General features: G+C 66.0%; 16 protein-coding genes, 1 tRNA gene, 1 pseudogene and 1 riboswitch. Of the genes and pseudogenes, 16 read left to right on the plus strand and 2 right to left on the minus strand.

Annotation, left to right across the window (positions count from 1 at the left end):
- Nucleotides 1-96: 96 nt before the first annotated feature.
- Nucleotides 97-181, plus strand: a tRNA-Leu gene (locus tag EC86_RS0107930).
- A gap of 127 nt (nt 182-308) precedes the next feature.
- Here the strand turns inward: EC86_RS0107930 and rimO are convergent.
- Nucleotides 309-1,736, minus strand: coding sequence for a 30S ribosomal protein S12 methylthiotransferase RimO (rimO, locus tag EC86_RS0107935; protein WP_029525133.1), 1,428 nt, complete (start codon nt 1,734-1,736; stop codon nt 309-311).
- Between the two features lie 328 nt (nt 1,737-2,064).
- Nucleotides 2,065-2,985 carry a LysR family transcriptional regulator gene (locus tag EC86_RS0107940; protein WP_051675784.1) on the minus strand — a complete coding sequence of 307 codons (921 nt, stop codon included), beginning with the start codon at nt 2,983-2,985 and terminating at the stop codon, nt 2,065-2,067.
- Between the two features lie 116 nt (nt 2,986-3,101).
- Here EC86_RS0107940 and EC86_RS0107945 point away from each other — a divergent pair, with 116 nt between their 5' ends.
- The 15 genes and pseudogenes from EC86_RS0107945 to atzF all read left to right on the plus strand — a co-directional run bounded on the left by EC86_RS0107945 (nt 3,102) and on the right by atzF (nt 24,109).
- Nucleotides 3,102-5,222 (plus strand): 3-hydroxyacyl-CoA dehydrogenase NAD-binding domain-containing protein, encoded by a 2,121-nt coding sequence (locus tag EC86_RS0107945; protein WP_029525135.1) that lies wholly within the window; start codon nt 3,102-3,104, stop codon nt 5,220-5,222.
- Nucleotides 5,223-5,268: 46 nt separating this feature from the next.
- Nucleotides 5,269-6,456, plus strand: coding sequence for an acetyl-CoA C-acyltransferase (locus EC86_RS0107950; protein ID WP_029525136.1), 1,188 nt, complete (start codon nt 5,269-5,271; stop codon nt 6,454-6,456).
- Between the two features lie 19 nt (nt 6,457-6,475).
- A complete protein-coding gene (locus EC86_RS0107955; RefSeq protein ID WP_029525137.1) occupies nt 6,476-7,672 on the plus strand; it encodes an acyl-CoA dehydrogenase family protein in 1,197 nt (398 codons plus the stop codon).
- Nucleotides 7,673-7,697: 25 nt separating this feature from the next.
- Nucleotides 7,698-8,828 (plus strand): acyl-CoA dehydrogenase family protein, encoded by a 1,131-nt coding sequence (locus EC86_RS0107960; RefSeq protein ID WP_029525138.1) that lies wholly within the window; start codon nt 7,698-7,700, stop codon nt 8,826-8,828.
- A 54-nt stretch (nt 8,829-8,882) separates the two neighbouring features.
- Nucleotides 8,883-10,091: a CaiB/BaiF CoA transferase family protein gene (locus tag EC86_RS0107965; protein ID WP_029525139.1), complete on the plus strand. Its 1,209-nt coding sequence runs from the start codon at nt 8,883-8,885 to the stop codon at nt 10,089-10,091.
- A gap of 44 nt (nt 10,092-10,135) precedes the next feature.
- Nucleotides 10,136-11,134, plus strand: a complete 999-nt coding sequence (locus tag EC86_RS0107970) for a Bug family tripartite tricarboxylate transporter substrate binding protein (RefSeq protein ID WP_029525140.1) — start codon at nt 10,136-10,138, stop codon at nt 11,132-11,134.
- Nucleotides 11,135-11,310: 176 nt separating this feature from the next.
- The gene (locus EC86_RS0107975; RefSeq protein WP_029525141.1) at nt 11,311-12,861 is read left to right on the plus strand and encodes a class I adenylate-forming enzyme family protein; all 1,551 of its coding nucleotides are present in this window, start codon (nt 11,311-11,313) and stop codon (nt 12,859-12,861) included.
- Between the two features lie 195 nt (nt 12,862-13,056).
- The gene (locus EC86_RS0107980) at nt 13,057-14,040 is read left to right on the plus strand and encodes a tripartite tricarboxylate transporter substrate binding protein (protein ID WP_029525142.1); all 984 of its coding nucleotides are present in this window, start codon (nt 13,057-13,059) and stop codon (nt 14,038-14,040) included.
- 293 nt (nt 14,041-14,333) lie between these two features.
- Nucleotides 14,334-14,452: riboswitch (guanidine-I (ykkC/yxkD leader) on the plus strand.
- A 54-nt stretch (nt 14,453-14,506) separates the two neighbouring features.
- On the plus strand, nt 14,507-15,514 hold the full coding sequence (locus tag EC86_RS0107985) for an ABC transporter substrate-binding protein (RefSeq protein WP_029525143.1): 1,008 nt from the start codon (nt 14,507-14,509) through the stop codon (nt 15,512-15,514).
- An 11-nt stretch (nt 15,515-15,525) separates the two neighbouring features.
- Nucleotides 15,526-16,305 carry an ABC transporter permease gene (locus EC86_RS0107990; protein ID WP_029525144.1) on the plus strand — a complete coding sequence of 260 codons (780 nt, stop codon included), beginning with the start codon at nt 15,526-15,528 and terminating at the stop codon, nt 16,303-16,305.
- Nucleotides 16,306-16,312: 7 nt separating this feature from the next.
- On the plus strand, nt 16,313-17,155 hold the full coding sequence (locus tag EC86_RS0107995; protein WP_029525145.1) for an ABC transporter ATP-binding protein: 843 nt from the start codon (nt 16,313-16,315) through the stop codon (nt 17,153-17,155).
- Complete coding sequence (locus EC86_RS0108000) at nt 17,152-17,886, plus strand: urea amidolyase associated protein UAAP1 (protein WP_029525146.1); 735 nt, start codon at nt 17,152-17,154, stop codon at nt 17,884-17,886. Before EC86_RS0107995 ends, EC86_RS0108000 begins: the two co-directional genes overlap by 4 nt.
- A pseudogene (locus EC86_RS25995) lies at nt 17,883-18,535 on the plus strand (urea amidolyase associated protein UAAP2). The gene EC86_RS0108000 and the pseudogene EC86_RS25995 overlap by 4 nt, the downstream one beginning before the upstream one ends.
- Before the next feature lie 145 nt (nt 18,536-18,680).
- Nucleotides 18,681-22,292 carry an urea carboxylase gene (uca, locus tag EC86_RS0108010; RefSeq protein ID WP_029525147.1) on the plus strand — a complete coding sequence of 1,204 codons (3,612 nt, stop codon included), beginning with the start codon at nt 18,681-18,683 and terminating at the stop codon, nt 22,290-22,292.
- Nucleotides 22,289-24,109: an allophanate hydrolase gene (atzF, locus tag EC86_RS0108015; protein ID WP_029525148.1), complete on the plus strand. Its 1,821-nt coding sequence runs from the start codon at nt 22,289-22,291 to the stop codon at nt 24,107-24,109. The genes uca and atzF overlap by 4 nt, the downstream gene beginning before the upstream one ends.
- Nucleotides 24,110-24,152 lie beyond the last annotated feature (43 nt).

The raw sequence follows: 24,152 nt of genomic DNA on the forward strand, positions 1-24,152 counted from the left end.
CTGAATTGGGTCACTGCCCAACATTTTTTAAAACTATTGAAATTTTTCAGTCACTTGCCTGATAAGCCGTAAATGTAATGTTAAACTGCTTGCTGTGCCCGGGTGGCGGAATTGGTAGACGCGCACGGTTCAGGTCCGTGTATCGCAAGATGTGGAGATTCGAGTTCTCTCCCGGGCACCAAAATTACCCAAGCTGGAAAAAAGCTACTGTTAACGCAGTAGCTTTTTTTTCGCCGGCACGACATTGAGCACTTGTCGCATTCCCTGTGAACACGGGGAATGGCGTCAAACACAGCGACTGAAAAGCTTCAGACAGGCATGGCAATCAGGTCGTGACCCTGTACACCCACTATGCGGGCACGCGTGAATTCGCCAACCTTCATGGTCTTGCTGATTTTCTCGGGCGGCAGCAGCTTGACCACGCCGTCGATCTCGGGCGCATCGGCGTAGGACCGTCCCGTTCCGCCCTTGCGCCCCAGAGCGGGCGCATGGTCTACCAGCACCTGCATGGTCGCCCCAATGCGCTGCTGGAGTTTCTGGCTAGACACGGCTTCGGCCACGGCCATGAAGCGCGCACGGCGCTCTTCACGCACCTCCAGCGGCAGCATTCCCGGAATGTCATTGGCGGTAGCACCTTGAACAGGGCTGTAGGCAAAACATCCGGCACGATCAATTTTTGCCTCGCGCATGAAATCAAGCAGATGTTCGAATTCGGCTTCGGTTTCGCCGGGAAATCCGGCAATGAAGGTGCTGCGAATGACAATTTCCGGACACATCTCGCGCCAGCGCGAAATTCGCTCCAGGTTCTTTTCTCCGCTGGCGGGACGCTTCATGCGCTTCAGGACATCGGGATGGCTGTGCTGCAAAGGCACGTCCAGGTAAGGCAACACCTTGCCAGTCGCCATCAACGGAAGAATCTCATCCACGCTGGGGTACGGATAGACGTAATGCAGGCGCACCCAGGCACCGAAAGGCGCGGCAATTTCGCCAAGGGCCTGGACCAGTTCAAGCATCCGCGTCTTGACGGGCTTGCCATCCCAGAAGCCGGTACGGTACTTGACATCGATGCCATAGGCAGACGTGTCCTGGCTGATCACGAGCAATTCCCTGACGCCGCCTTCAAACAGCGCACGCGCTTCGTTTAAAACATCGCCAACAGGCCGCGATACCAGGTCGCCGCGCATGGACGGAATGATGCAAAAGGTGCAGCGATGGTTACAACCTTCGCTGATCTTGAGATAGGCGTAATGCCGGGGCGTGAGCTTGATGCCGGCGATCCCAAAGGCATTGGGCACCAGGTCCACAAAAGGATCATGCGGCTTGGGCAGGTTCAGATGAACCGCGTCCATCACTTCCTGCGTTGCATGCGGACCGGTGACCGCCAGCACGCTGGGGTGCATCTGGCGCACCAGATTGCCGCCGCCATCGCCCGTCTTGGCGCCCAGGCAGCCTGTAACGATGACCTTGCCGTTTTCGGCCAGCGCCTCGCCGATGGTATCCAGGCTTTCCCGGACCGCGTCATCAATGAAGCCACAGGTATTGACGATGACCAGGTCGGCGCCCTCGAAGGTTTTGGAGGTCTGGTAGCCCTCGGCGCTGAGCCGGGTCAAAATCAGTTCGGAATCAGTCAGGGCCTTTGGACAGCCCAGGCTGACGAAACCTACGCGCGGCGCAGGTTTTGCAGGGGCAACAGGGGAAAGGGGGGAAAGGGGGGATTGGGAAAGTGCTTCGCTCATGGCTCTATTGTCTCAGCTTGACTACATGGGCTTGCCCACTTTTGTCAAACGGATATTCCAACTGCGGTTTCATGGCGCCACAAGCTTCGCAACCGCCTCTGCGGATCGACGTTACGCGCCCGCTGCCGCATCCGGGTAGCTTGCCCCTAACGCCACGGCCAGCTGGTCGCAAGCAGGTCTGCCGCAAACGCCCAACATGCGGGCTGCCGCGCGCCGGAGGTGCGGCTTGGACGCATCGAAAGTAAAGCGGGAAGATTCCTTGAAAGTCGGCTCGCCGGCAGACGCGACAAGCAGTGAGTCGTATCGTGCTGACCATAAGTCCTGTTCTCTACAAGGGTGCCAGGATATCCTCGTGCTGATCAATTTGTGTGCGTGCCTTGCCCAGCAAGAACTCGATGCAGGTGCGCACGGCCCGTGTCTGGTGCCGGTTGGGCATGTACAGCAGGTACATGCGCGTGCCAAAAATGCTCAGGCGGTAGTCGTCCAGGGTGGTCAGCACCTCGCCGGACTCAATTGCATCCATCACCACATAGTCGGGCACCAGGCCCAGGCCCAGGCCTGCCAGGATGCCCTGGCGCAGGAACGGAAAGTGCTCGGAAATCAGCGTCGGTTCCAGTGTGACCTCGTGGCGTTCGTCGCCCCGGTAAGCACGCAGGCAAAGCTGCTGGCCCACTACGCCCGAGGTGATCAGTGGCGTGGTACGCAGCTGCTCCAGACCGGTGGGCAGGCCATGCTGCTGCGCGAATGCGCGTGAGGCGCAGGCCAGGTAACGCACGCTGCCCAGTTCACGCGCGATCAGGGCCAGCGGCGGCTCGGGCATCACCCGGATGGAAATGTCCACCTCGTCGCGCAGGTTGTCGGCCCGGTTTTCAAACAACACGTCCAGCACGATGCCGGGGTACTGGCGCTTGAACTCGATCAGCCAGTCGGACATCACCATCTGCCCATAGCCGCTGGGCACGCTCAGGCCCACGCGCCCCTGCAGGCCCTGGCCCAGCGTGGTGATGGTTTCGCGGGCGGCCTGCATTTCATTCTGGATGATGCGGCCGTGCGCATACAGGCGCAGGCCGACCTCGGTGGGCTCGACGCGGCGCGTGGTGCGGCGCACCAACTGCACGCCCACAGACTTTTCGAGCTGCCTGAGGTGGTAGCTGACGTTGGCGCGCGTCATCTTGAGCTTGCGAGCGGCTTGACTCAGGTTGCCGGCGTCGATGATGTCGACCAACAGTGTTAGCGAAGCAAGATCCATGTCATTTGTAAAAAAATATTAGACAGTCTGTCAATTGTTTATGTCATTGTCAAGATAGTTTTGCACAGTGACAATCGTTGAATAAATTTTCATCCAACGAAACTGGAGACACGCGCATGAACTCTGAAGCTGCCACTTCCGTCGTCACCACCGCACGCCGCGGCGGCGTGCTGCTGGTGACCATCGACCACCCTCCTGTCAACGCGCTCAGCGTGGACGTGCGCCGTGGCCTGCTGGCGGCATCGCAAGAAGCGGACGCCGATGCCAGCGTGGCTGCAGTGCTGATCGTGGGCGCGGGCCGGGCTTTCATCGCCGGGGCCGACATCCGTGAATTCGGCAAACCGCCCATGGCGCCTGCGCTGCCCGAGGTGTGCAACCGCATCGAAGCCTGCCGCAAGCCCGTGGTGGTGGCGATCCACGGCCCGGCGCTGGGCGGCGGCCTCGAAGTGGCCCTGTCGTCCCACTACCGCCTGGCCATGCCCGATGCCCGACTGGGCCTGCCCGAAGTGCTGCTGGGCCTGCTGCCCGGCGCCGGCGGCACCCAGCGCGCACCGCGCCTGATGGGTGTGAAGCCTGCGCTGGAGATGATGCTCAGCGGCCGCCATCTGGGCGCCAGCGAAGCCCTGGCCCTGGGGCTGGTCGACCGGCTGGGAGAAGGCAGCGACGTGCTGGCTGCGGGCCTGGACTATGCCAATGAGCTGGTCGCCAGCGGCGCCCCCGTGCGCCCCACCCGTGCGGCGCACGCGGCCCTGGCCGACAAGGCCGCCAGCCAGGCGGAGCTGGATGCGCTGAAGGCCGACACGGCCAAAAAGACGCCCGGCCTGTTCTCGCCGCTCAAGATCATTGAAGCTGTGCAGGGCGCGCTGGACCTGCCTTTTGACGCGGCCCTGTCGCTGGAGCGCCAGCTGTTCATGCAGTGCCTGGACAGCCCGCAGCGTGCCGGCCTGATCCACGCCTTCTTTGCCGAACGCGAGGTGGCCAAGTCGCCCGAAACGCGCAACGCCAAACCGCGCGCCATCGCCAGCGTGGGCGTGATCGGCGGCGGCACCATGGGCGCCGGCATTGCCGTGGCCGTGCTCAATGCAGGGCTGCCCGTGACCATGGTCGAGCGCGACGACGCCTCCATCGCCCGCGGCCGTGCCAACGTCGAGAAGGTGTATGACGGCCTCGTGGCCAAGGGCCGCATGACGCCCGACGCCAGGGCCGCCGTGATGGCCCGCTTCAGCGGCAGCACCTCGTATGACGCGCTGGCCCGGGCCGACCTGGTGATTGAGGCCGTGTTTGAGGAAATGGGCGTCAAGAAGGCCGTGTTCACCGAACTGGACCGGGTGTGCAAGCTAGGTGCCGTGCTGGCCACCAACACCTCCTACCTGAACATCGATGAAATTGCGGCCAGCGTGTCGCGCCCGCAAGACGTGGTGGGCCTGCACTTCTTTTCGCCGGCCAACATCATGAAGCTGCTGGAGATCGTGGTGCCGGCCCGGGTCAGCGCCGACGTGGTGGCCACCGCGTTTGACCTGGCCAAAAAGCTCAAGAAAGTGCCGGTGCGCGCCGGCGTCTGCGACGGCTTCATCGGCAACCGCATGCTGGCCGTGTACCGCGCCACCGCCGACCACCTGCTCGAAGACGGCGCCTCGCCCTACCAGATCGACGCCGCCGCGCGCGAATTTGGCTACCCCATGGGTCCGTTCCAGGTGGCCGACCTGGCTGGAGGCGACATCGGCTGGGCCACGCGCAAGCGCAAGTCCGCCACGCGCGACCCCAAGGCGCGCTACGTGCAGATTGCCGACCGCCTCTGCGAGCGCGGCTGGTTCGGCCAGAAGACCGGCCGGGGCTATTACCTGTACCCCGAGGGCGCGCGAACCGGCACGCCGGACGACGAGGTGCTGGCCATCATTGACGCCGAGCGCCAACGCGCCGGCACCACGCCGCGCACCTTCAGCAACGAGGACATCATGCGCCGCTACCTGGCCGCCATGATCAACGAAGGCGCCAAGGTTGTGGCCGAGGGCATCGCCCTGCGTCCGCTGGATGTGGACGTGACGCTGGTGCATGGCTACGGTTTCCCGCGCTTTCGCGGTGGCCCCATGAAGTACGCCGACATGGTCGGCCTGCCCACCATCCTGGCCGACATCCAGGAGTTCGCCCGGGAAGACCCGCTGTTCTGGCAACCCGCCGCGCTGCTGCTCCAGCTGATTGAAGAAGGCCGGAACTTCGACAGCCTGAACCAGCCATAACCCATCCCTCATCAAGCCGCCATCGTCATCATCAGGAGACCCCATCATGCGTGAAGCCGTCATCGTATCCACCGCCCGTACCCCCCTGACCAAGTCCCATCGGGGCGAGTTCAATATCGTCAGTGGCGCCACCCTGGCCTCGTTCGCCGTCAAGTCCGCCGTCGAGCGCGCCGGCATAGACCCCGGCCTGATCGAGGACGCCATCCTCGGCTGCGGCTACCCCGAAGGGCGCTCCGGGCGCAACATCGCGCGCGCCAGCGTGATCCGCGCCGGCCTGCCCCTGAGCATCGCGGGTGCCACGGTCAGCCGCTTTTGTGCCTCGGGCCTGCAGGCGGTGGCCATGGCCGCCAGCCGCATCATCGTGGACGGTGCCCCGGCCATGATTGCCGGCGGCGTGGAAAGCATCTCGGGCATCCGACGCAGTGAAAGCGGCGGCGTCGACAGCGGCATCGACCCCTGGATCAACGAACACAAACCCGAGTTGTACATGGCGATGATCGAGACCGCCGACATCGTGGCCAGTCGCTACGGCATCAGCCGCGAGGCGCAGGACCGCTTCTCGGTCGAGAGCCAGCGCAAAACCGCCGAAGCGCAGGCGGCCGGCCGCTACAAGGACGAGATCATCGCCGTGACCACCACCATGGCGGTCACGGACAAGGACACCCAGGAAGTCACGCACCGGGAAGTGACGGTTGACCACGACACCTGCAACCGCGCCGGCACCAGCTACGAGTCCCTGGCCAAGCTGGCGCCCGTGCGCGGCGCCGGCCAGTTCATCACCGCCGGCAACGCCTCGCAACTGTCCGACGGCGCCTCGGCCTGCGTGCTGATGGAAGCCGGGGAAGCAGCGCGCCTGGGCCTGCAACCCCTGGGGGCCTTTCGCGGCATGGCCGTGGCCGGCTGCGAGCCTGATGAAATGGGCATCGGCCCCGTCTTCGCCGTGCCCAGGCTGCTGGCCCGCCATGGCTTGCGGGTTGACGACATCGATCTGTGGGAGCTCAATGAAGCCTTTGCATCGCAGGCGATCTACTGCCAGCAAACGCTGGGCATTCCCGACGAGCGCCTGAACGTCAATGGCGGCGCCGTGTCGATAGGCCACCCGTTTGGCACGACCGGCGCGCGCCTGGTCGGCCATGTGCTGCTGGAAGGCCGTCGCCGCAAGGCCAGGTACGCGGTCGTGACCATGTGCATTGCGGGCGGCATGGGTGCCGCCGGCCTGTTTGAAATTTTCTGAAAAAGACTGAGAGATCACCATGGACCTGAGTTTTACCCCCGAAGAACAGGCGTTCCGCGCCGAAGTGCAGCGTTTCCTGACCGACAAGGTGCCAGCCCGGCTGACCGCCAGGGTGCAGGGCGGCAAGCACCTGGGCAAGGCCGATCTGCAAGCCTGGCATGCGCTGCTCAACGACCAGGGCTGGCTGGCCAGCCACTGGCCCGAGCAGTACGGCGGACCGGGCTGGAACACGGTGCAGAAGTTCATCTTTGACCACGAATGCGCGCTGGCCTATGCCCCCCGCACCATTCCCTTCGGGGTCAACATGCTGGGCCCGGTGCTGATCAAGTACGGCAACGAAGCCCAGAAGCAGCACTGGCTGCCGCGCATCCTCAGCGGTGCCGACTGGTGGTGCCAGGGCTATTCCGAGCCGGGAGCCGGCTCGGACCTGGCGTCGGTCAAGACCAGCGCGGTGCGCAGCGGCGACCACTACATCGTCAACGGCCAAAAGACCTGGACCACGCTGGGTCAGCACGCCAACATGATCTTTTGCCTGGTGCGCACGGACCGCGACGTCAAGGCGCAGGAAGGCATCAGCTTTCTGCTCATCGACATGACCACGCCCGGCGTGGACGTGCGCCCCATCATCACGCTCGACGGCGAGCACGAGGTCAACGAGGTCTTCTTCACCGACGTGAAGGTGCCGGCCGACAACCTGGTGGGCCAGGAGAACAAGGGCTGGACCTGTGCCAAGTACCTGCTGACCTACGAGCGCACCAACATCGCGGGCGTGGGCTTTTCCGATGCCGCGCTGGCACGCCTGAAGGTGATCGCTGCCCGGACGCTGAAGAACGGCCAGCCCCTGGCGCGCGACCCGTTGTTCGCGGCGCGCCTGGCCCGGGTCGAGATCGACCTGGAAAACATGAAGACCACGAACATGCGCGTGATCACGGCCGTGGCGGGGGGCGGCGCGCCGGGCGCCGAAAGCTCGATGCTCAAGATCCGCGGCACCGAGATCCGGCAGGAACTGACCGCCCTGACCCGCCGCGCCATGGGCCCCTACGCCCTGCCCTTCATCGAGGAAGCGCTGCAGGAGGACGAATACGAGGCCGGCGTGGGCCCGCAGGAGGCCGCCTCGGCCTCGGCCCAGTACTTCAACAACCGCAAGCTGTCGATCTTCGGCGGCTCCAACGAAATCCAGAAAAACATCATCTCCAAGATGATCCTGGGCCTGTAAGCATCGACTGGCAAGGACCACAACCATGAACTTCACCCTCACCGAAGACCGCCGGATGCTGGCGGACTCGCTCGACCGCTACGTGGCCGAGCAATACAGCCTTGAAACCCGTCACAAGATCAGCCAGTCAGCCCAGGGCTACAGCCCCGTGCAATGGGCCAAATTCGCCGAGCTGGGCGTGATCGGCGCGCTGTTCACCGAAACGCAAGGCGGCTTTGGCGGCGATGGCTTTGACATCGCCGTGGTGTTCGAGTCCCTGGGCCGCGGCCTGGTGGTCGAACCCTTCCTGGCCAGCGCCGTGCTGGCGGGCAGCGCCCTGGCCCACGCCGGCAACGACGCCCAGCAAGCGTTGCTGGCCGGCCTGATCGACGGCAGCCACATTGCCACGCTGGCCCATGAAGAAGCCGACTCGCACTATGAACTCAAGCGCGTCAGCACCCGCGCCGTCCGGGACGGCGACCACTTTGTGATCAACGGCGCCAAGGCGGTGGTGGCCCTGGGCGATCAGGCGCAGACCGTGGTCGTGTCCGCCCGCACCAGCGGCGCTTTAGACAGCGAGGACGGAATTTCGCTGTTCGTGGTGCCAAGCGGCACGGCCGGGGTCAGCCTGCGCGCCTACCCCAACATCGACGGCACCCGCGCCGCCGAAATCACCTTCACGCAGGTGCGCGTGCCCGCCTCGGCCCTGCTGGGCGCCGAAGGCCAGGGCCTGGCCACCCTGGAGCATGCCGTGGGCCGAGGCATCCTGGCGCTGTGCGCCGAGTCGCTGGGCGCGATGGAAGTGGCCAAGAAGCAGACCATCGAATACCTGCAGACACGCAAGCAGTTCGGCAAGCCCATCGGCAGCTTTCAGGCCCTGCAGCACCGCATGGCCGATGTGCTGCTGGAGATCGAGCAGGCCCGCTCGGCCGTGATCAATGCCGCCGCCGCCCTGCAGGCCGACCGCAGCACACGCGAACGCGCCCTGTCGGCCGCCAAATACAGCATCGGACACATCGGCACGCTGGTGGCAGAAGAATGCATCCAGCTGCACGGCGGCATCGGCATGACCTGGGAACTGCCCATGCCCCACTACGCCAAGCGCCTGGTCATGATCGACCACCAGCTCGGCGACGAAGACCACCATCTGGCGCGTTTCATCGCGCTGGGCCAGTGAAGGCGCCCTGCCGGCAGGCCGGGCGGTTCAAAGTATCTTGAAATGGAAGCCATCATGTCAGACATCAATTCCTCGCTGCCGCTGGCAGGCATCCGCGTCCTGGACCTTTCCCGTGTGCTGGCCGGCCCGATGTGCGGCATGGTGCTGGGCGACTTTGGCGCCGAGGTCATCAAGGTCGAACACCCGAGCCGGGGCGACGACACGCGCGACTGGGGCTTGCGCGTAGGCAACACCGAAACCGCCTACTTCAACAGCATGAACCGCAACAAGCGCTCCATCACGCTGGACCTGCAAAAGCCAGAGGCGGTGCAGATCGTGCTGGACCTGGCGCGCCAGTGCGACGTGGTGATCCAGAACTTCAAGTTCGGCGGCGCCGAGAAGATGGGCCTGGGCTACGAGCAGATCAAGGCGGTGCGGCCCGACATTGTTTACTGCTCGATCACCGGCTATGACCGCAGCGGGCCCGAGGCCGCGCGCCCCGGCTACGACCTGGTGGTGCAGGGCGAGGCCGGGCTGATGGCGATCAACGGCGAGGCCGACCAGCCGCCGCTGAAGTTCGGCGTGGCGGCGGTGGACATGTTCACCGGCATGTATTCGGCCCAGGCCATCCTGGCGGCCTTGTTCCAGCGCCAAAAGACCGGGCTCGGCCGCCATGTCGAGATGGCGCTGTTCGACTGCGGCCTCATGATCACGGCCTACTACGGGCTGGAAGCCATGCTGATGCAGAAAGACCCGCCGCGCTACGGCAATGCGCATCCGTCCATCGTGCCCTACGGCGTGTTCAATGCCGAAGACGGCCCGCTGGTCATCACCGTGGGCAACAACGCCCAGTTTGAGCGCTTTTGCCGCGAGGTGATTGACCGCCCCGACCTGGCCGATGACGAGCGCTTCAAGACCAACCTGGACCGCGGCGTCCACCGCGAGGCGCTGATGTCGGAGATCCTGCACGAGCTGGGCGGCCGCTCGCGCCAGCTGCTGCTGCAACGCCTCAAGTCGGCCGGCATTCCCTGCGGCGAAGTGCTGGGCCTGTACGAAGCCCTGACCTCGGAGCGCGCCGTGCGCGGCGGGCTGGTGACCGAGCAACCGCACCCGGTGGCCGGCAGCACGCATGTGATGGCGCCGCCCTACCGGCTCGATGGCGAGCGTCTGCCGGTGCGCCGCGCACCGCCCGAACTGGGCGAAGGCACCCGCGACGTGCTCTCAAGCCTGCTGGGCCTGGGTGACGAGCGCCTAGCCGAACTCAAGGCGCGTGGCGTGCTCTAAAACTGCCAGCGCATTCCATTTTTTAAATCCATTGAGGAGAACCCATGTTCAAGCCTGTTTCTTTCAAGCTGTCCGGACCGACCCGCCGCGTCGTGTTGGCCCTGGCCCTGCCCATGCTGGCCGGCAGCGCCTTCGCCCAGGCCTGGCCCGGCAAGACCATCAAGCTGATCGTGCCCTTCCCGGCCGGCGGCCCGACCGACACCGCCTCGCGCATCGTCGGCCAGAAGCTGGCCTTGCGCCTCAAGCAGACTGTCATCGTCGAAAACAAGGCCGGCGCATCGGGCGCGATTGCGGCGGCGCAGGTGGCCAAGGCACCGGCTGACGGCTACACCCTCATGATGCTGGCCACGCCGACCCTGCTGGCGCCGCACCTGTACAAGACCACGGGCTACGACAGCGTGAAGGACTTCACCTCGATCGCCACGGTGTATGACCTGCCCATCGTGGTGGTGGTCAACCCGTCCTTGATGCCCACCGTGACCGACCTGCAAAAGCTCGTGACGCATGCCAAGGCGCAGCCTGGCCGCCTCAACTACACCAGCTCGGGCGTCGGCAGCTTCGGCCACCTGAGCATGGAGCTGCTCAAGCAGATGGGCCAGTTCGACATGCAGCATGTGCCGTACCGGGGCGGCGTGCCGGCCATCACCGACACCCTGGGCGGCCAGGTGCCCATGATGTACGCCGACCTGGTGGCCGCCTTGCCGCACATCCAGTCGGGCAGCCTGCGCGCCATTGCCGTCGGTTCGCCCCAGCGCGTCGGCGTAATCCCCGATGTCAAGACCATTGCCGAGCAGGGCTTCAAGGGCTTTGACGCCGTGTCCTGGGGCGGCCTGATGGCCCCTGCCGGCACGCCCAGGGATGTGGTCGAGCGCATCAGCACCGAGGTCAAGGCCATCCTGGCCGAAAAAGACACGCAAGACAAGCTGCTCAACGCCGGCGCCATTGCCAACTACCAGACCCCCAGCCAGATGGCCGCCCGCGTGCAGCAGGACTACGCCAAGTGGGGCAAGGTGATCCGCGACAAGGGCATCACCAGCCAATAAGCCACCGCGCCCCTGGCTGGCAGGCAGAGGCAGCCTGGCAAGCCGGCTGCGTCGGCTTCAGTAAAAAAGTGATTAAAAAGGCATCTTCCGCTTGTGCTGTATACATAAGCAGCTATCATTTTTGATAAATTGAAAAACCACTGCATTGACCCTATCGCCACGGCCTGGACGCGCACATGAACCCCAACACGACATCACCCGAAGCGTCTTTTCGCACCGTCGCCGCGCTGATCCGCGAGCATGCGCAGCGCCAGCCACAGCGGCCGGCCCTGTGCGACGACCAGCGTGAACTGAGCTATGCCCAGCTGGACGCCCTCATGGACCGCATCGCCGCAGCCCTTCAGCGCGACGGGGTGCTGCCCGGCGACAGCATCGCGATCTGCGCCCATTCCTCGGTGCATTACGCCGCGCTGTTCCTCGGCGCACTGCGGGCCGGCGTGGTGGTGGCGCCGCTGGCCCCGTCGGCCAACCGGGAAAGCCTCGCATCCATGCTGCATGACGCCGGGGCGCAGTGGCTGTTCCTCGACAGCGCCGCGCAGGACCTGGTGCCGCCAGGCATGGCGGCGACCCGCTGCGTCTGGCTTGGCGACGCTTCGGAGGGCATGCGCTTTGAAGACTGGCTCGGCGCCGAAGGTGTGCGGCCGCAGGCGGTCGAGCTGTCGCCAGAGTCCCCGTTCAACATCATCTATTCATCGGGCACCACGGGCACGCCCAAGGGCATCGTGCAGTCGCACGGCATGCGCTGGGCCCATGTGCAGCGGGGCAGCGCCTATGGCTACAGCCCCGAAGGCCGGACGCTGCTGGCCACGCCGCTGTATTCCAACACCACGCTGGTGGTGTTTTTCCCCACGCTCGGCTTTGGCGGCTGCGTTCAGCTGATGCCGAAGTTCGATGCGGCGCGCTACCTTCAGCTGGCCGAGCAGCACCGTGCGACGCACACCATGCTGGTGCCGGTGCAGTACCAGCGCATCATGGCGCTGCCGCAGTTCGGCGCGCACGACCTGTCGGCGTTCCGATTCAAGTTCTGCACCAGCGCACCGTTCAGCGCCGCGCTCAAGGCCGATGTGCTGGCGCGCTGGCCGGGTGGCCTGGTCGAGTTCTACGGCATGACCGAAGGCGGCGGCACCTGCATCCTGGTCGCGCACGAGCACCCCGACAAGCTGCACACCGTGGGCCAGCCCGCCGCCACCAGCGACATCCGGCTGATCGACGAGGAAGGCCGCGAGCTGCCCCCGGGCGCCACCGGCGAGGTGGTCGGGCACTCGCCGGGCATGATGACGGGCTACCACCGCCAGCCCGGCCTGACGCGCGAGGCCGAATGGTTTGACGCCCAGGGCAAGCGCTTCATCCGCACCGGTGACGTGGGGCGCTTTGACGCCGAGGGATTCCTCACGCTGCTGGACCGCCGCAAGGACCTGATCATCAGCGGCGGCTTCAACATCTACCCGTCCGACCTGGAGGCCGCGCTGCGCCAGCACCCGGCTGTCGAGGACGTGGCGGTGACCGGCGTGCCGTCCGAACAGTGGGGCGAAACGCCGGTCGCCTTTGTGCGGCGCAGGCCTGGCGCCCCGGGCGAGGCCGCGCAAATCATGGCCTGGTACAACGCCAGCGCCGGAAAGACACAGCGCCTGGCGGCATTGCATTTCATCGACGAGCTGCCGCGCAGCGCGATTGGCAAAGTGCTCAAGCGCGAACTGCGCGCGCTGCACCTGAACATTTCATCCTGAGCATGCAAAGGAAGCCATGAAAACAGGTGATTGCGGCGATCGGCAAGGATGCCGGGGCGCCGATCTTCGGCATGGCCGGCCAAGGGCTGGAAGCGGGCCTGTTCACGGTCATGCCCGAACGGGCTGCCGCATTGCAAGGCGCGGCAACCCCCAGCGGTTTTATCAATCAAGTCAACCATAAGGCAGGAGACCACCATGTCCAATTCGCTTTCACGCCGCACCCTCATCCAGGCCGCCAGCGCCGGCCTGGCCTGCGCCGCCCTGCCGTCCATGGCCCAGCCGGCCTGGCCGAACCGCCCGATCCGCATCATCGTGCCGTACACGGCCGGGGGCTTCACCGACCAGATGGCGCGCCTGCTGCAGGTGGGCCTGCAAAGCCGGCTCGGCCAGCCCGTGATCGTCGAGAACATGCCGGGCGCCAACAGCATCATCGGCGTCAACGCCGTGGCCAAGGCCGCCCCGGACGGGCACACCTTCGGCGTCGTGATTGCCGCCTATGCGGCCAACACCACGCTGTATCCCAAACTGCCGTACAACCCGGCCAAGGACTTGGTCGGGGTGTCCCTGCTGGGCGTGTCGCCGCTGCTGGCGGCCGTGCCGAACAACGCGCCGTTCAAGAACGCCACCGAACTTGTGGCGTATGCCAAGGCCAATCCCGGCAAGGTCAGTTTTGGCTCGTCGGGCAATGGGTCGGCCGCGCACCTGACCAGTGAGCTGCTCAAGGCGGTCACCAACACCTACATGGTTCACATTCCCTACAGGGGCGCGGCGCCTGCGCTGACCGATTTGCTGGGCGGCCATATCCAGCTGTTCTTTGACGCCCCCACCAACCTGATCCAGCCCGGCAAACTGGGCCGCGTGCGCCTGATCGGGGTGGCCAGCGACAAACGCCTGCCGGCAGCGCCGGATGTGCCCACCTTCATCGAGCAGGGGCTCAAGGGCTTCACCGGCAGCACCTGGGCCAGCATGATTGCCCCCGCCGCAACGCCGCGCGACGTGGTGCAGCGCATGTCGGACGAGGTCAACCGCATCATCCGCAGCGACGAAACCCGGGCCAAGCTGGAGGCCATGGGCACTTTTGCCGAAGGCACCTCGCCGCAAGCCTGCGATGCCTTCATCGCGTCCGAAACCGCGAAGTGGGCCACGGTCATCAAAAACGCCGGCGTCACGGCGGAGTGAAGCCCGCAGGCGACCTTCACCGCACGGCGCCTGCACCATCTTTGTGCGAAAAACCCATACGCACCAAAAGAAGCTTCGAATTCTCAAAGCGCTGTAATGCGCGCCTGCAACCCTCTGCAGTAGGCTGACCCTGTCTTTGTTTCGGACAGATTCCCCCTGTGTCAGGGCAGCTTTTTACTTTTGCAAACTGGCGCGCTGCATCCACCTGACATCAATGACACATCGCCAGACGTCATCGCTGGCACAGTCCGTGCTTTGAATGTCTGGCGGGCAATCACTTCGGTTTGCTTCAACAAAATGGACGCTAGGGTTCCGGTTTCTTTTTTCTAAAGGAATGTCTGGTCCGAGAGCAGCCGGCCAGCAGTGCCTAACACCACTGCGGGCTCCACGGCGGGACAAAAGCCCGGGAGGTTCACTTCGTGATCGAGGTGGTCTCCCGCGTTTGTCCCACTATTGGAGTCTCGCCATGTCCACTTCTCTCTTCTCGATCTCCCGTTCTTTCAAGCGTAGCGTTGCAAGCGCCTGCCTGGTGCTGGCCGGCGCAGGCGCGGCCAGTGTGCCGATGCCCGCCGCCGCCGAAGTCAAGGTCGGCGTGTCCGACTGGCCGGGCTGGGTGGCCTGGTACGTGGCCGAGCAAAAAGGCTTTTTCAAGAAGAACGGCGCCGACGTCAAGCTGGTCTGGTTTGCCAACTACACCGACTCGATTGGCGCGCTGTCCTCGGGGCAGCTCGATGCCAATTCCCAGACCTGGTCCGACACGCTCGGCCCCCTGGCCAAGGGCCTGCCGCTCAAGGCGATTCTGGTCAACGACAACTCAGCCGGCAACGACGCGCTGATGGTCGGCCCGAAGATCACCTCCTTCGCCCAGCTCAAGGGCAAGAAAGTGGCGCTGGAGCAGTTCAGCATTTCGCACTTCGTGCTGGCCACGGCGCTGGCCAAGAACGGCATGAAGCTCGATGATGTGAAGATCGTCAACCTGTCGGCCGGCGATGCCGCTGCCGCCTTCATCAGCGGCAAGGTCGATGCCGCCGTGCTGTGGAACCCCTGGGTGAACCAGATTGAAAAGAGCGGCAAAGGCAAGGCCCTGTTCACCTCCAAGGACATGCCCGGCCTGGTGCCCGACCTGCTGGTGGCGCAGGACAAGGCGATCCAGACCAAGCGCAAGGAACTGGTCGGCATGATCAAGGCCTGGTTCGAGACCGAAAAATTCATCCGCGAGCAGCCTGCCGAAGCGGCCAAGATCATGTCCAAGGTGGTCAGCATGACGCCCGAGGAATACACCGTGTTCCTGCCCGGCACCAAATTCTTCGATGCCGCCGCCAACACACGGGCCTTTGATGCCAGGCAGGCGCAGTCGCTCGCCAGCACCGCACCCGTCATCGCCGCCTTCCTGACCCAGTACAAGCTGATCGAAGGCAAACCCGATGCCGCCAAGGGCATCGACGGCTCGCTGCTGCAAGACGCGCTGAAGTAAGGAAACGCCTGATGTGGTCCATACGTCTGGCGATCTCGCGCCGCAGTTATGCCCTGCTGGCGCTGGTCGGCCTCTTGGTGCCGCTGCTGGGCTGGGCGCTGGTCAGCAGCTTTGCCGGGGTGAACCCGGTGTTCCTGCCCGGCCCGGGCAAGGTGCTCACGCGCATCATGACCTGGGCGCTGGAAGACGAGCTGCTGGGCGATGCCTTCATCAGCACCATGCGTGTGGTGGCGGGCTGGGCCTTGTCGGCGCTGCTGGCGATACCGCTGGGCCTCTTGATCGGCAGCTGGCGCGCGGTGCAGGCGCTGCTGGAGCCGCTGACCGACTTCATCCGCTACATGCCGGCCGTGGCCTTCATTCCGCTGGTGATGCTGTGGGTCGGCATCGACGAGGGCGCCAAGGTGGCGATCATCTTCATCGGCACCTTCTTCCAGATGGTGCTGATGGTGGCCGAGGACGTGCGCCGCGTGCCGATGGCGCAGATCGAGGCGGCGCAGACCATGGGCGCCACGCGCCGCGAGGTGCTGGAAAAGGTGATCTTGCCGTCGGCCAAGCCCGCCCTGCTCGACACCTTGCGCGTGACCATGGGCTGGGCCTGGACCTACCTGGTGGTGGCCGAGCTGGTGGCGGCCAATTCCGGCCTGGGTTTTGCCATCCTGAAGGCGCAGCGCTTTTTGCAGACCGACAAGATCTTTGCCGGCATCTTGCTGATCGGCTTCATCGGCCTGGCGATTGACCAGCTGTTCCGCCTGCTTCACCGCAAGGCTTTCCCCTGGCTTCACACAAGGTAGGCATCCCATGAAAATTGAATGCAAAAACGTCTGGAAATTCTTCGGCGAGGCGCCCAGGCAGACCACGGCGCTGCAGGACGTGAGCCTGGGCATTGCCGACTACGAGTTCATCACCCTGGTCGGCGCATCGGGCTGCGGCAAGTCCACCTTGCTGCGCACGCTGGCCGGGCTGGAAACCCACAGCCGCGGCGAGGTGCTGGTCGATGCCAAAGCCATCACCGGGCCGGGCCAGGACCGGGCCATGGTGTTCCAGCACTACAGCCTCTACCCCTGGCTGCGGGTGTCGGAAAACATCCGCTTTTGCCGCCAGCTCGGCGCCCAGACGAAAAACCGCAGCAGCGCCGACGTCGAGGCCGCCTCGGGCCGGGCCGATGCGCTCTTGCAGCTCATGGGCCTGACGGCCTCGGCCGGCGCCTACCCGAACCAGCTCTCAGGCGGCATGCAGCAGCGCGTGGCCATTGCCCGCGCGCTGATGGGCAAGCCGCAGATATTGCTGATGGACGAGCCCTTCGGCGCGCTGGACGCCCAGACCCGCGAGGTGATGCACGACCTGATCCTGCATGTGCACCGGCTGGAGCGCACCACCATCGTCTTCGTCACGCATGACGTGGAGGAAGCCATTTACCTCGGCCACCGCGTGGTGCTGATGGCGCCGCGCCCGGGCCGCATCGATTCGGTCTATGACGTGCCGCTGCCCGCCCGGCGCGAGCAGGACATGAAGCTGGCGCCGGAATTCATGCGCCTCAAGCGCCAGCTGCTCGACCGCATCCGCGAAACCTCGGGCATGAAGACCGACCTTGAACAACTCCAACGGCTCAGCCAAGTGGCCGAAGAAAGCAATCCCGTATGAACACCATCCCCGCCGACCGCCTGCTGTGGGAGGAACACCTCCCCGGCGGCAACCACTGGTCCGGCCGCCTGCGGCGCGGCACGGCCTTGCGCCTGACCGACCTGCAAGGCGGCGCCAACGTGTCGGCACTGTTCTACAACGCCGAGCAGCCGCTGGAGCGCTACAGCATGCCCGACACCCTGAAGTCGCAGCACACCGCTTTTTTGACGGCCGGCCACGTCTGCCAGTCCGACATGGGCCGCGTGCTGTGCTCCCTCACCGCCGACAGCCTGGGCTGGCACGACACCTGGTGCGGCGTCAGCGACGCGGCCATGGTGCTGGCCCGCTACGGCGAAAAGCGCTACCAGCAGCACCGCAACGCCATGCACCGCAACGGCCGCGACAACCTGCTGATCGAGCTGGCCAAGTGGGGCCTGGGCGCGCGCGACCTGGTGCCCGGCGTCAACTTCTTCAGCAAGGTGGTGCCCGATGCCGATGGCGCGCTCAGCCATGTGGGCGACCACAGCGCGGCAGGCAGCTTCGTCGATCTGCGCTTCGAGATGGACACGCTGGTGGTGCTGAGCTCGGCGCCGCATCCGCTGGATGCTCGCGCCGACTACGCGCCCGCCGATGTGCAGCTCGTCGCCTGGCGCGCCGATCCCGTGGCGGCGGACGACGCCTGCCGGATCCAGTGCCCGCAAAACGGCCGGGCCTTCATCAACACCGAACGCTACTGTGGAGCCGCAGCATGAGCAAGCTACTCGAAAGCCCCCTGAATCCCGCACATGCCGTGCTGGACCAGACCTGCCTGGCCGGCGAGCCGTGGATGGCCACGGTGCGCGCCGGGCAGACCCTGCGCATCCTGGACCTGGAAGGCAACCAGGCGGTGGACACGCTGTTCTACAGCGCGGTCGATTCCGCAGAGCGCTACAGCGCCGCCGACACCATCGCCCGCAACGGCCAGCTCTACCTGGGCCTGGGCTCGCGGCTGTACTCCAGCGCGGGCCGGGTGATGCTGACCATCACCGCCGACACCTGCGGCCGCCACGACACCCTGGGCGGGGCGTGTTCGAGCGAGAGCAACACGGTGCGCTACGCGCTGGACAAGCGGCCGATGCACAGCTGCCGCGACAGCTTCATGCATGCGCTGTGCCATTGCCGCGAAGCTGGCGCGCTGGGCATGGGCAAGCGCGACATCGCGCCCAACATCAACTTCTTCATGAACGTGCGGTCACGCCGGAAGGCCGGCTGAGCTTTGCCGACGGCATCTCGGGCGCGGGCAAGTACGTCGAGCTCAAGGCCGAGATGGACGTGGTGGTGCTGATCTCCAACTGCCCGCAGCTCAACAACCCCTGCAACGGCTACAACCCGACGCCGATTCGCCTGCTGGTATGGGATTGACTGGCTTGCTATTTAAATAATAGCTGCTTGCACATACTGGATGTGCGCAAAAGGCCGAATTGGCTTGAATTTTTCATCACCAGCCCGCGGGACGACCCGTGGCGCCGCATCACCCGGCGGGACGGCCCGCCCCAAGGGATTGCCCATGTTCGATACCGTCTTGATCGCCAACCGCGGCGCCATTGCCTGCCGCATCATCCGCAGCCTCAAGGCCCTGGGCCTGCGCTCGGTGGCGGTGTATTCCGAGGCCGACGCCGATTCCCTGCACGTGGCCATGGCTGACGCCAGCGTCTGCATCGGCCCGGCGCCTGCCGCGCAAAGCTACCTGGACCCGCAGCGCATCCTGGACGCGGCCCGCGCCACCGGCGCCGGCGCCATCCACCCCGGCTACGGCTTCCTGTCCGAAAACCCGGACTTCGCCCAGGCCTGTGAAGACGCGGGCATCGCCTTCATCGGTCCCACGGCCGCCCAGATGCGCGCCTTTGGCCTGAAGCACACGGCGCGCGCGCTGGCCGAGGCGCAGGGCGTGCCGCTGCTGCCGGGCAGCGGCTTGCTGGCCGACTTGGCGCAGGCTAAAGCCGAGGCCGCGCGCATCGGCTACCCGGTCATGCTCAAGAGCACGGCCGGCGGTGGCGGCATCGGCATGCGGCTGATCCGAAGCGACGCAGAGATGGCCCCCGCGTTCGAGGCCGTGCAGCGCCTGGCGCAAGCCAACTTCAAGGACGCCGGCCTGTTCCTGGAAAAGTTCGTCGAACGCGCCCGCCATATCGAGGTGCAGCTGTTTGGCGATGGCCGGGGCCAGGTGGTGTCGCTCGGCGAGCGCGACTGCTCGGCCCAGCGCCGCAACCAGAAGGTGATCGAGGAAACCCCCGCGCCCGGGCTGGATGAGGCCACCCGCGCCGCGCTGCAGCAAACCGCCGTTCGCCTGGCCGAGGCCGTCAGCTACCGCTCCGCCGGTACGGTTGAATATGTGCTGGACGCCGACAGCGGCGCGTTTTATTTCCTGGAAGTCAACACCCGCCTGCAGGTCGAGCACGGCGTGACCGAGCAGGTGACCGGCATCGACCTGGTGGCCTGGATGGTGCGCCTGGCGCGCGGCGACGACTTTGCGCTGGATGTGCCCGCGCCAACGGGCGCCTCCATTCAAGTGCGCTTGTACGCCGAAGACCCGGCACGCAACTTCCAGCCGTGCGCGGGCGGGCTGACCGAAGTGGTGTTTCCTTCAGATGCCCGCATCGAAACCTGGGTGGCCAACGGCAGCGAAGTGCCGCCGCATTACGACCCGATGATCGCCAAGCTGATCGTCACCGGCAGCGACCGCGCCGACGCCGTGGCCAAGCTGCAAACCGCGCTGGCGGCCACCCGCCTGGGCGGCATTGAAACCAATCTGCGCTACCTGCGCACCGTGGTGGCTGACCCGGTGTTCGTGCAGGGCCGCATGGTCACGCGCAGCCTGGCCGACCTGCACTACCAGCAGCAGGCGCTGGAGGTGCTGGAGCCGGGCGTGCAGACCACCGTGCAGGACCACCCCGGCCGCGTCGGTTACTGGGCGGTGGGCGTGCCGCCGTCGGGGCCGATGGACGATCTGGCCATGCGCCTGGCGAACCGCCTGGTGGGCAACGCGGAGCATGCCGCCGCGCTCGAATGCACGCTCAGCGGCCCCAGCCTGCGCTTGCACCACGACACCGTGATCGCCGTGTGCGGCGCGGCCATGGCGGTCAGCGTGGACGGCGTGGCGCTGGCGCTCTGGCAGTCGCACACGGTGAAAGCGGGCAGCGTGCTGAAGCTGGGCGCGGTGCAGGGCGCTGGCGCCCGCACCTACCTGGCGCTGCGCGGCGGGCTCGACGTGCCGCTGTACCTGGGCAGCCGCTCGACCTTCACGCTGGGCCAGTTCGGCGGCCATGCCGGGCGCACGCTGCGGGTCGGCGACATGCTGCACATCGGTGCCGATGCCGCAGCCGAGCCGCTGGCCGCCTTGCCGCCGGAGGTGATTCCGGTTTACCAAAGCCACTGGGACATCGCCGTGCTCTACGGCCCGCACGGCGCGCCCGATTTCTTCACCGATGCCGACGTGCGCATGTTCTTCGGCACCGACTGGCAGGTGCACTACAACTCCAGCCGCACCGGCGTGCGCCTGATCGGCCCCAAGCCCGAGTGGGCGCGGCGCGACGGTGGCGAGGCCGGCCTGCACCCTTCCAACATCCACGACAACGCCTATGCGATCGGCGCCATCGACTTCACCGGCGACATGCCCGTCATCCTCGGCCCCGACGGCCCCAGCCTGGGCGGCTTTGTCTGCCCCGCCGTGGTGCTGGCCAGCGAGCGCTGGAAAATGGGCCAGCTGCGCCCCGGCGACACCGTGCGCTTTCGCTGCGTGACGGCCGTTGAAGCCCTGGCCATGCACGCGGCGCAGGAAAGCCGCATTTCCGATCTGGTATGGATGCCGCCGGCCATCCCGCAGCGCACCGAGGCCGTGGGCTCGCCGATCCTGGCGCAGCGTGAAGGACAGGGCGAGCGACCGGCCCTGGTGCTGCGTCAGGCGGGCGACCGCTACCTGCTGGTGGAGCTGGGCGACGCCGTACTCGACATTGCGCTGCGCCTGCGCGTACACGGGCTGATGCAGTCGCTGCAGGCGCAACAGCTGCCTGGCATTGTGGACCTGACGCCCGGCATCCGCTCGCTTCAGGTGCATTTTGAGCCGCTGGCGCTTGCTGTGCCTGCGTTGATAGCTGCGATTTTTGTAGCAGACGATGCGCTGGGCGATACCGATGACCTGGTCGTGCCGTCGCGCACCGTGTATTTGCCGCTGTCGTGGGACGACAGCGCAACCCGGCTGGCGATAGAAAAATACATGCAGTCGGTGCGGCCGGACGCGCCCTGGTGCCCGAGCAACATCGAGTTCATCCGCCGCATCAACGGCCTGCCAGACATGGAGGAAGTGCGGCGCACCGTGTTCGACGCCAGCTACCTGGTGCTGGGCCTGGGCGACGTGTACCTGGGCGCGCCGGTGGCCACACCGCTGGACCCGCGCCACCGCCTGGTGACCACCAAGTACAACCCGGCGCGCACCTGGACGCCCGAGAACGCTGTCGGCATTGGCGGCGCCTACATGTGCGTCTATGGCATGGAAGGCCCGGGTGGCTACCAGTTCGTCGGCCGCACGCTGCAGATGTGGAACCGCTGGCGCGATGCTTCCAGCGGCGCTGCAGCCTTCGAGCCCGGCAAGCCGTGGCTGCTGCGCTTTTTCGACCAGATCCGCTTCTACCCGGTGGGCGAGGACGAACTGCTGCAGATCCGCCATGATTTCCCAGCCGGGCGCTACCCGCTGCGGGTCGAAGAAGGCACGTTCAGCCTGCGCGACTACCGCGCCTTCCTGAACGAGCATGCCGACAGCATTGGCGCCTTTCGCGCCCTGCAAGGCCAGGCCTTCGAGGAAGAGCGCGAGCGCTGGCGCGTGGCCGGCCAGGCCGACTACGTGGGCGAGGCCGAGGTGCCGGAGGCTGCCGTGTACGCCAACGACCTCCCCCCAGGTGCCCGCCGGGTGGCCAGCGCCGTGCCCGGAAGCGTGTGGAAGCTGCTGGTGGCCGAGGGCGACACGGTGGACGAGGGTGATGCCCTGCTGGTCATCGAGTCCATGAAGATGGAATTCACCGTGTACGCCCCCTGCCCGGGGCAGGTCATGCGCATGGCCTGCCGCGAAGGCGGCGCCGTGGCCGCAGGCCAGGATGTTGTCGTGATTCAAGGAGAAACCGCATGAAAAAGCCAAGCATTTCGCTCAGCATGGGCTGCCTGCAACCCGCCTACCGAGATGGCGCATTCACCCCCCTGGACATGATCGAGCAGGTGCTGGCCGCCATCGGCGATGATCCGAACAGGGCCTGGATACATGTCGTTGACGCCGCCGCGCTGCGCGCCCAGGCGCAGGCGCTGATGGCGCGGGGCCCGGAAGGCTTGGCGCTTTGGGGCATTCCCTTTGCCATCAAGGACAACATCGACCTGGCCGGCGTGCCCACCACCGCCGGTTGTCCTGATTACGCCTACACCCCAGAGCGCAGCGCCAGCGTGGTGCAGCGGCTGCTCGACGCCGGCGCCATCGCCATCGGCAAGACCAACCTGGACCAGTTCGCCACCGGCCTGAACGGCACACGCTCGCCGTATGGCGCCTGCCGCAACGCCTTCAACCCGGACTATGTATCCGGCGGCTCCAGCGCGGGGTCGGCGGTGTCGGTGGCGCTCGGCCATGTGAGCTTTTCGCTGGGGACGGACACGGCCGGTTCGGGCCGGGTGCCGGCCGGTTTCAACCATCTGGTCGGCCTCAAGCCCAGCCTGGGGCTGCTGTCCACCACCGGCGTCGTGCCGGCCTGCCGCTCGCTGGACGTGGTGTCGATCTTCGCCCTGACAGCCGACGACGCGCAGCAGGTGTTTGCGGTGGCGCACGGCATGGATGCGCAGGATGCGTATTCACGCCCGGCGCAGCCGCATGGTTTTGACTTTGGCCTGGCGGCCCGGCCGCGCCTGGGCGTCCCGCGCGCCGACCAGCTGCAGTTCCTGGGCGACAGCGGCTATGCCCGGTGCTATGCCGATGCCTGCGCGCAGGCCCAGGCGCTGGGGGCAGAGCTGGTCGAGATCGACTTCGCGCCTTTCCTGGAGACCGCCCGCCTGCTGTACGAAGGCCCCTGGGTCGCCGAGCGCTACCAGGCCATCCGCGCCTTCATCGACGCACGGCCCGAGTCCGTGTTCCCGGTGACGCGCGAGATCACGCTGGGCGGCGCCAAGCCCCTGGCCGCCGACGCCTTTGCCGCCCAGTACCGGCTCAAGGCGCTGGCGCAGCGCTGCGCCGTGGTGTGGTCAGGCATCGACTGCATGCTGCTGCCCACCGCGCCGACCATCCACCCGATTGCGACCGTGCTGGCCGAGCCCATCGCCCGCAACAGCGACTTTGGCTACTACACCAACTTCGTGAATTTGCTGGACTATGCCGCCATCGCCGTGCCCGCAGGCTTTCGCCCCGACGGCCTGCCCTGCGGCGTGACATTCGTCGCCCAGGCGCATCAGGACCAGCCGCTCCTGCACCTGGCCCAGCGCTGGCAGCGCGCCTTGCGGGGCCGGGCAGCCACGCTCGGCGCCACAGGCCACGCGGCCGTGCCCTGGAATGCCACCTGCGCCGTGGCGTCAGGGCAAATTCGCGTGGCCGTCTGCGGCGCGCACCTGCAAGGCCAGCCGCTCAACACCCAGCTGACCGCCCGTAGCGCGCGCCTGGTCCAAGGCACCACCACCGCCCCCAGCTACCGCCTGTATGCCTTGCCCGATGGCCGCCGGCCCGGCCTGGTGCGCGTGGCCGAAGGCGGCTGTGCGATCGAAGTGGAAGTGTGGGAACTGCCTGCCAGCGAGTTCGGCAGCTTTGTCGATGGCATTCCCGCGCCGTTGGGGATTGGCCGTACGCTTCTGGCAGACGGCTCGTCGGTGGCCGGATTCATCTGCGAGCCCGAAGGCGTTCGGGGTGCAAAAGACATCAGTGCATTGGGCGGCTGGCGCGCGTTCCTCAAGTCGCCTGACCAGCAAACGCTCTTGTGAAACAACCCGTGAGAATACGGATGTCAGGCGGTTGACGACACCG

It is taken from the genome of Polaromonas glacialis, assembly GCF_000709345.1.
In the GTDB taxonomy this organism is placed as follows: Bacteria; Pseudomonadota; Gammaproteobacteria; order Burkholderiales; family Burkholderiaceae_C; genus Polaromonas; species Polaromonas glacialis.

What these genes read in the sequence shown, in the direction of transcription:
- rimO (WP_029525133.1), bottom strand. Translation starts at nt 1,736, where the DNA reads ATGAGCGAAGCACTTTCCCAATCCCCCCTTTCCCCCCTTTCCCCTGTT.
- EC86_RS0107940 (WP_051675784.1), bottom strand. Translation starts at nt 2,985, where the DNA reads ATGGATCTTGCTTCGCTAACACTGTTGGTCGACATCATCGACGCCGGC.
- EC86_RS0107945 (WP_029525135.1), top strand. Translation starts at nt 3,102, where the DNA reads ATGAACTCTGAAGCTGCCACTTCCGTCGTCACCACCGCACGCCGCGGC.
- EC86_RS0107950 (WP_029525136.1), top strand. Translation starts at nt 5,269, where the DNA reads ATGCGTGAAGCCGTCATCGTATCCACCGCCCGTACCCCCCTGACCAAG.
- EC86_RS0107955 (WP_029525137.1), top strand. Translation starts at nt 6,476, where the DNA reads ATGGACCTGAGTTTTACCCCCGAAGAACAGGCGTTCCGCGCCGAAGTG.
- EC86_RS0107960 (WP_029525138.1), top strand. Translation starts at nt 7,698, where the DNA reads ATGAACTTCACCCTCACCGAAGACCGCCGGATGCTGGCGGACTCGCTC.
- EC86_RS0107965 (WP_029525139.1), top strand. Translation starts at nt 8,883, where the DNA reads ATGTCAGACATCAATTCCTCGCTGCCGCTGGCAGGCATCCGCGTCCTG.
- EC86_RS0107970 (WP_029525140.1), top strand. Translation starts at nt 10,136, where the DNA reads ATGTTCAAGCCTGTTTCTTTCAAGCTGTCCGGACCGACCCGCCGCGTC.
- EC86_RS0107975 (WP_029525141.1), top strand. Translation starts at nt 11,311, where the DNA reads ATGAACCCCAACACGACATCACCCGAAGCGTCTTTTCGCACCGTCGCC.
- EC86_RS0107980 (WP_029525142.1), top strand. Translation starts at nt 13,057, where the DNA reads ATGTCCAATTCGCTTTCACGCCGCACCCTCATCCAGGCCGCCAGCGCC.
- EC86_RS0107985 (WP_029525143.1), top strand. Translation starts at nt 14,507, where the DNA reads ATGTCCACTTCTCTCTTCTCGATCTCCCGTTCTTTCAAGCGTAGCGTT.
- EC86_RS0107990 (WP_029525144.1), top strand. Translation starts at nt 15,526, where the DNA reads ATGTGGTCCATACGTCTGGCGATCTCGCGCCGCAGTTATGCCCTGCTG.
- EC86_RS0107995 (WP_029525145.1), top strand. Translation starts at nt 16,313, where the DNA reads ATGAAAATTGAATGCAAAAACGTCTGGAAATTCTTCGGCGAGGCGCCC.
- EC86_RS0108000 (WP_029525146.1), top strand. Translation starts at nt 17,152, where the DNA reads ATGAACACCATCCCCGCCGACCGCCTGCTGTGGGAGGAACACCTCCCC.
- uca (WP_029525147.1), top strand. Translation starts at nt 18,681, where the DNA reads ATGTTCGATACCGTCTTGATCGCCAACCGCGGCGCCATTGCCTGCCGC.
- atzF (WP_029525148.1), top strand. Translation starts at nt 22,289, where the DNA reads ATGAAAAAGCCAAGCATTTCGCTCAGCATGGGCTGCCTGCAACCCGCC.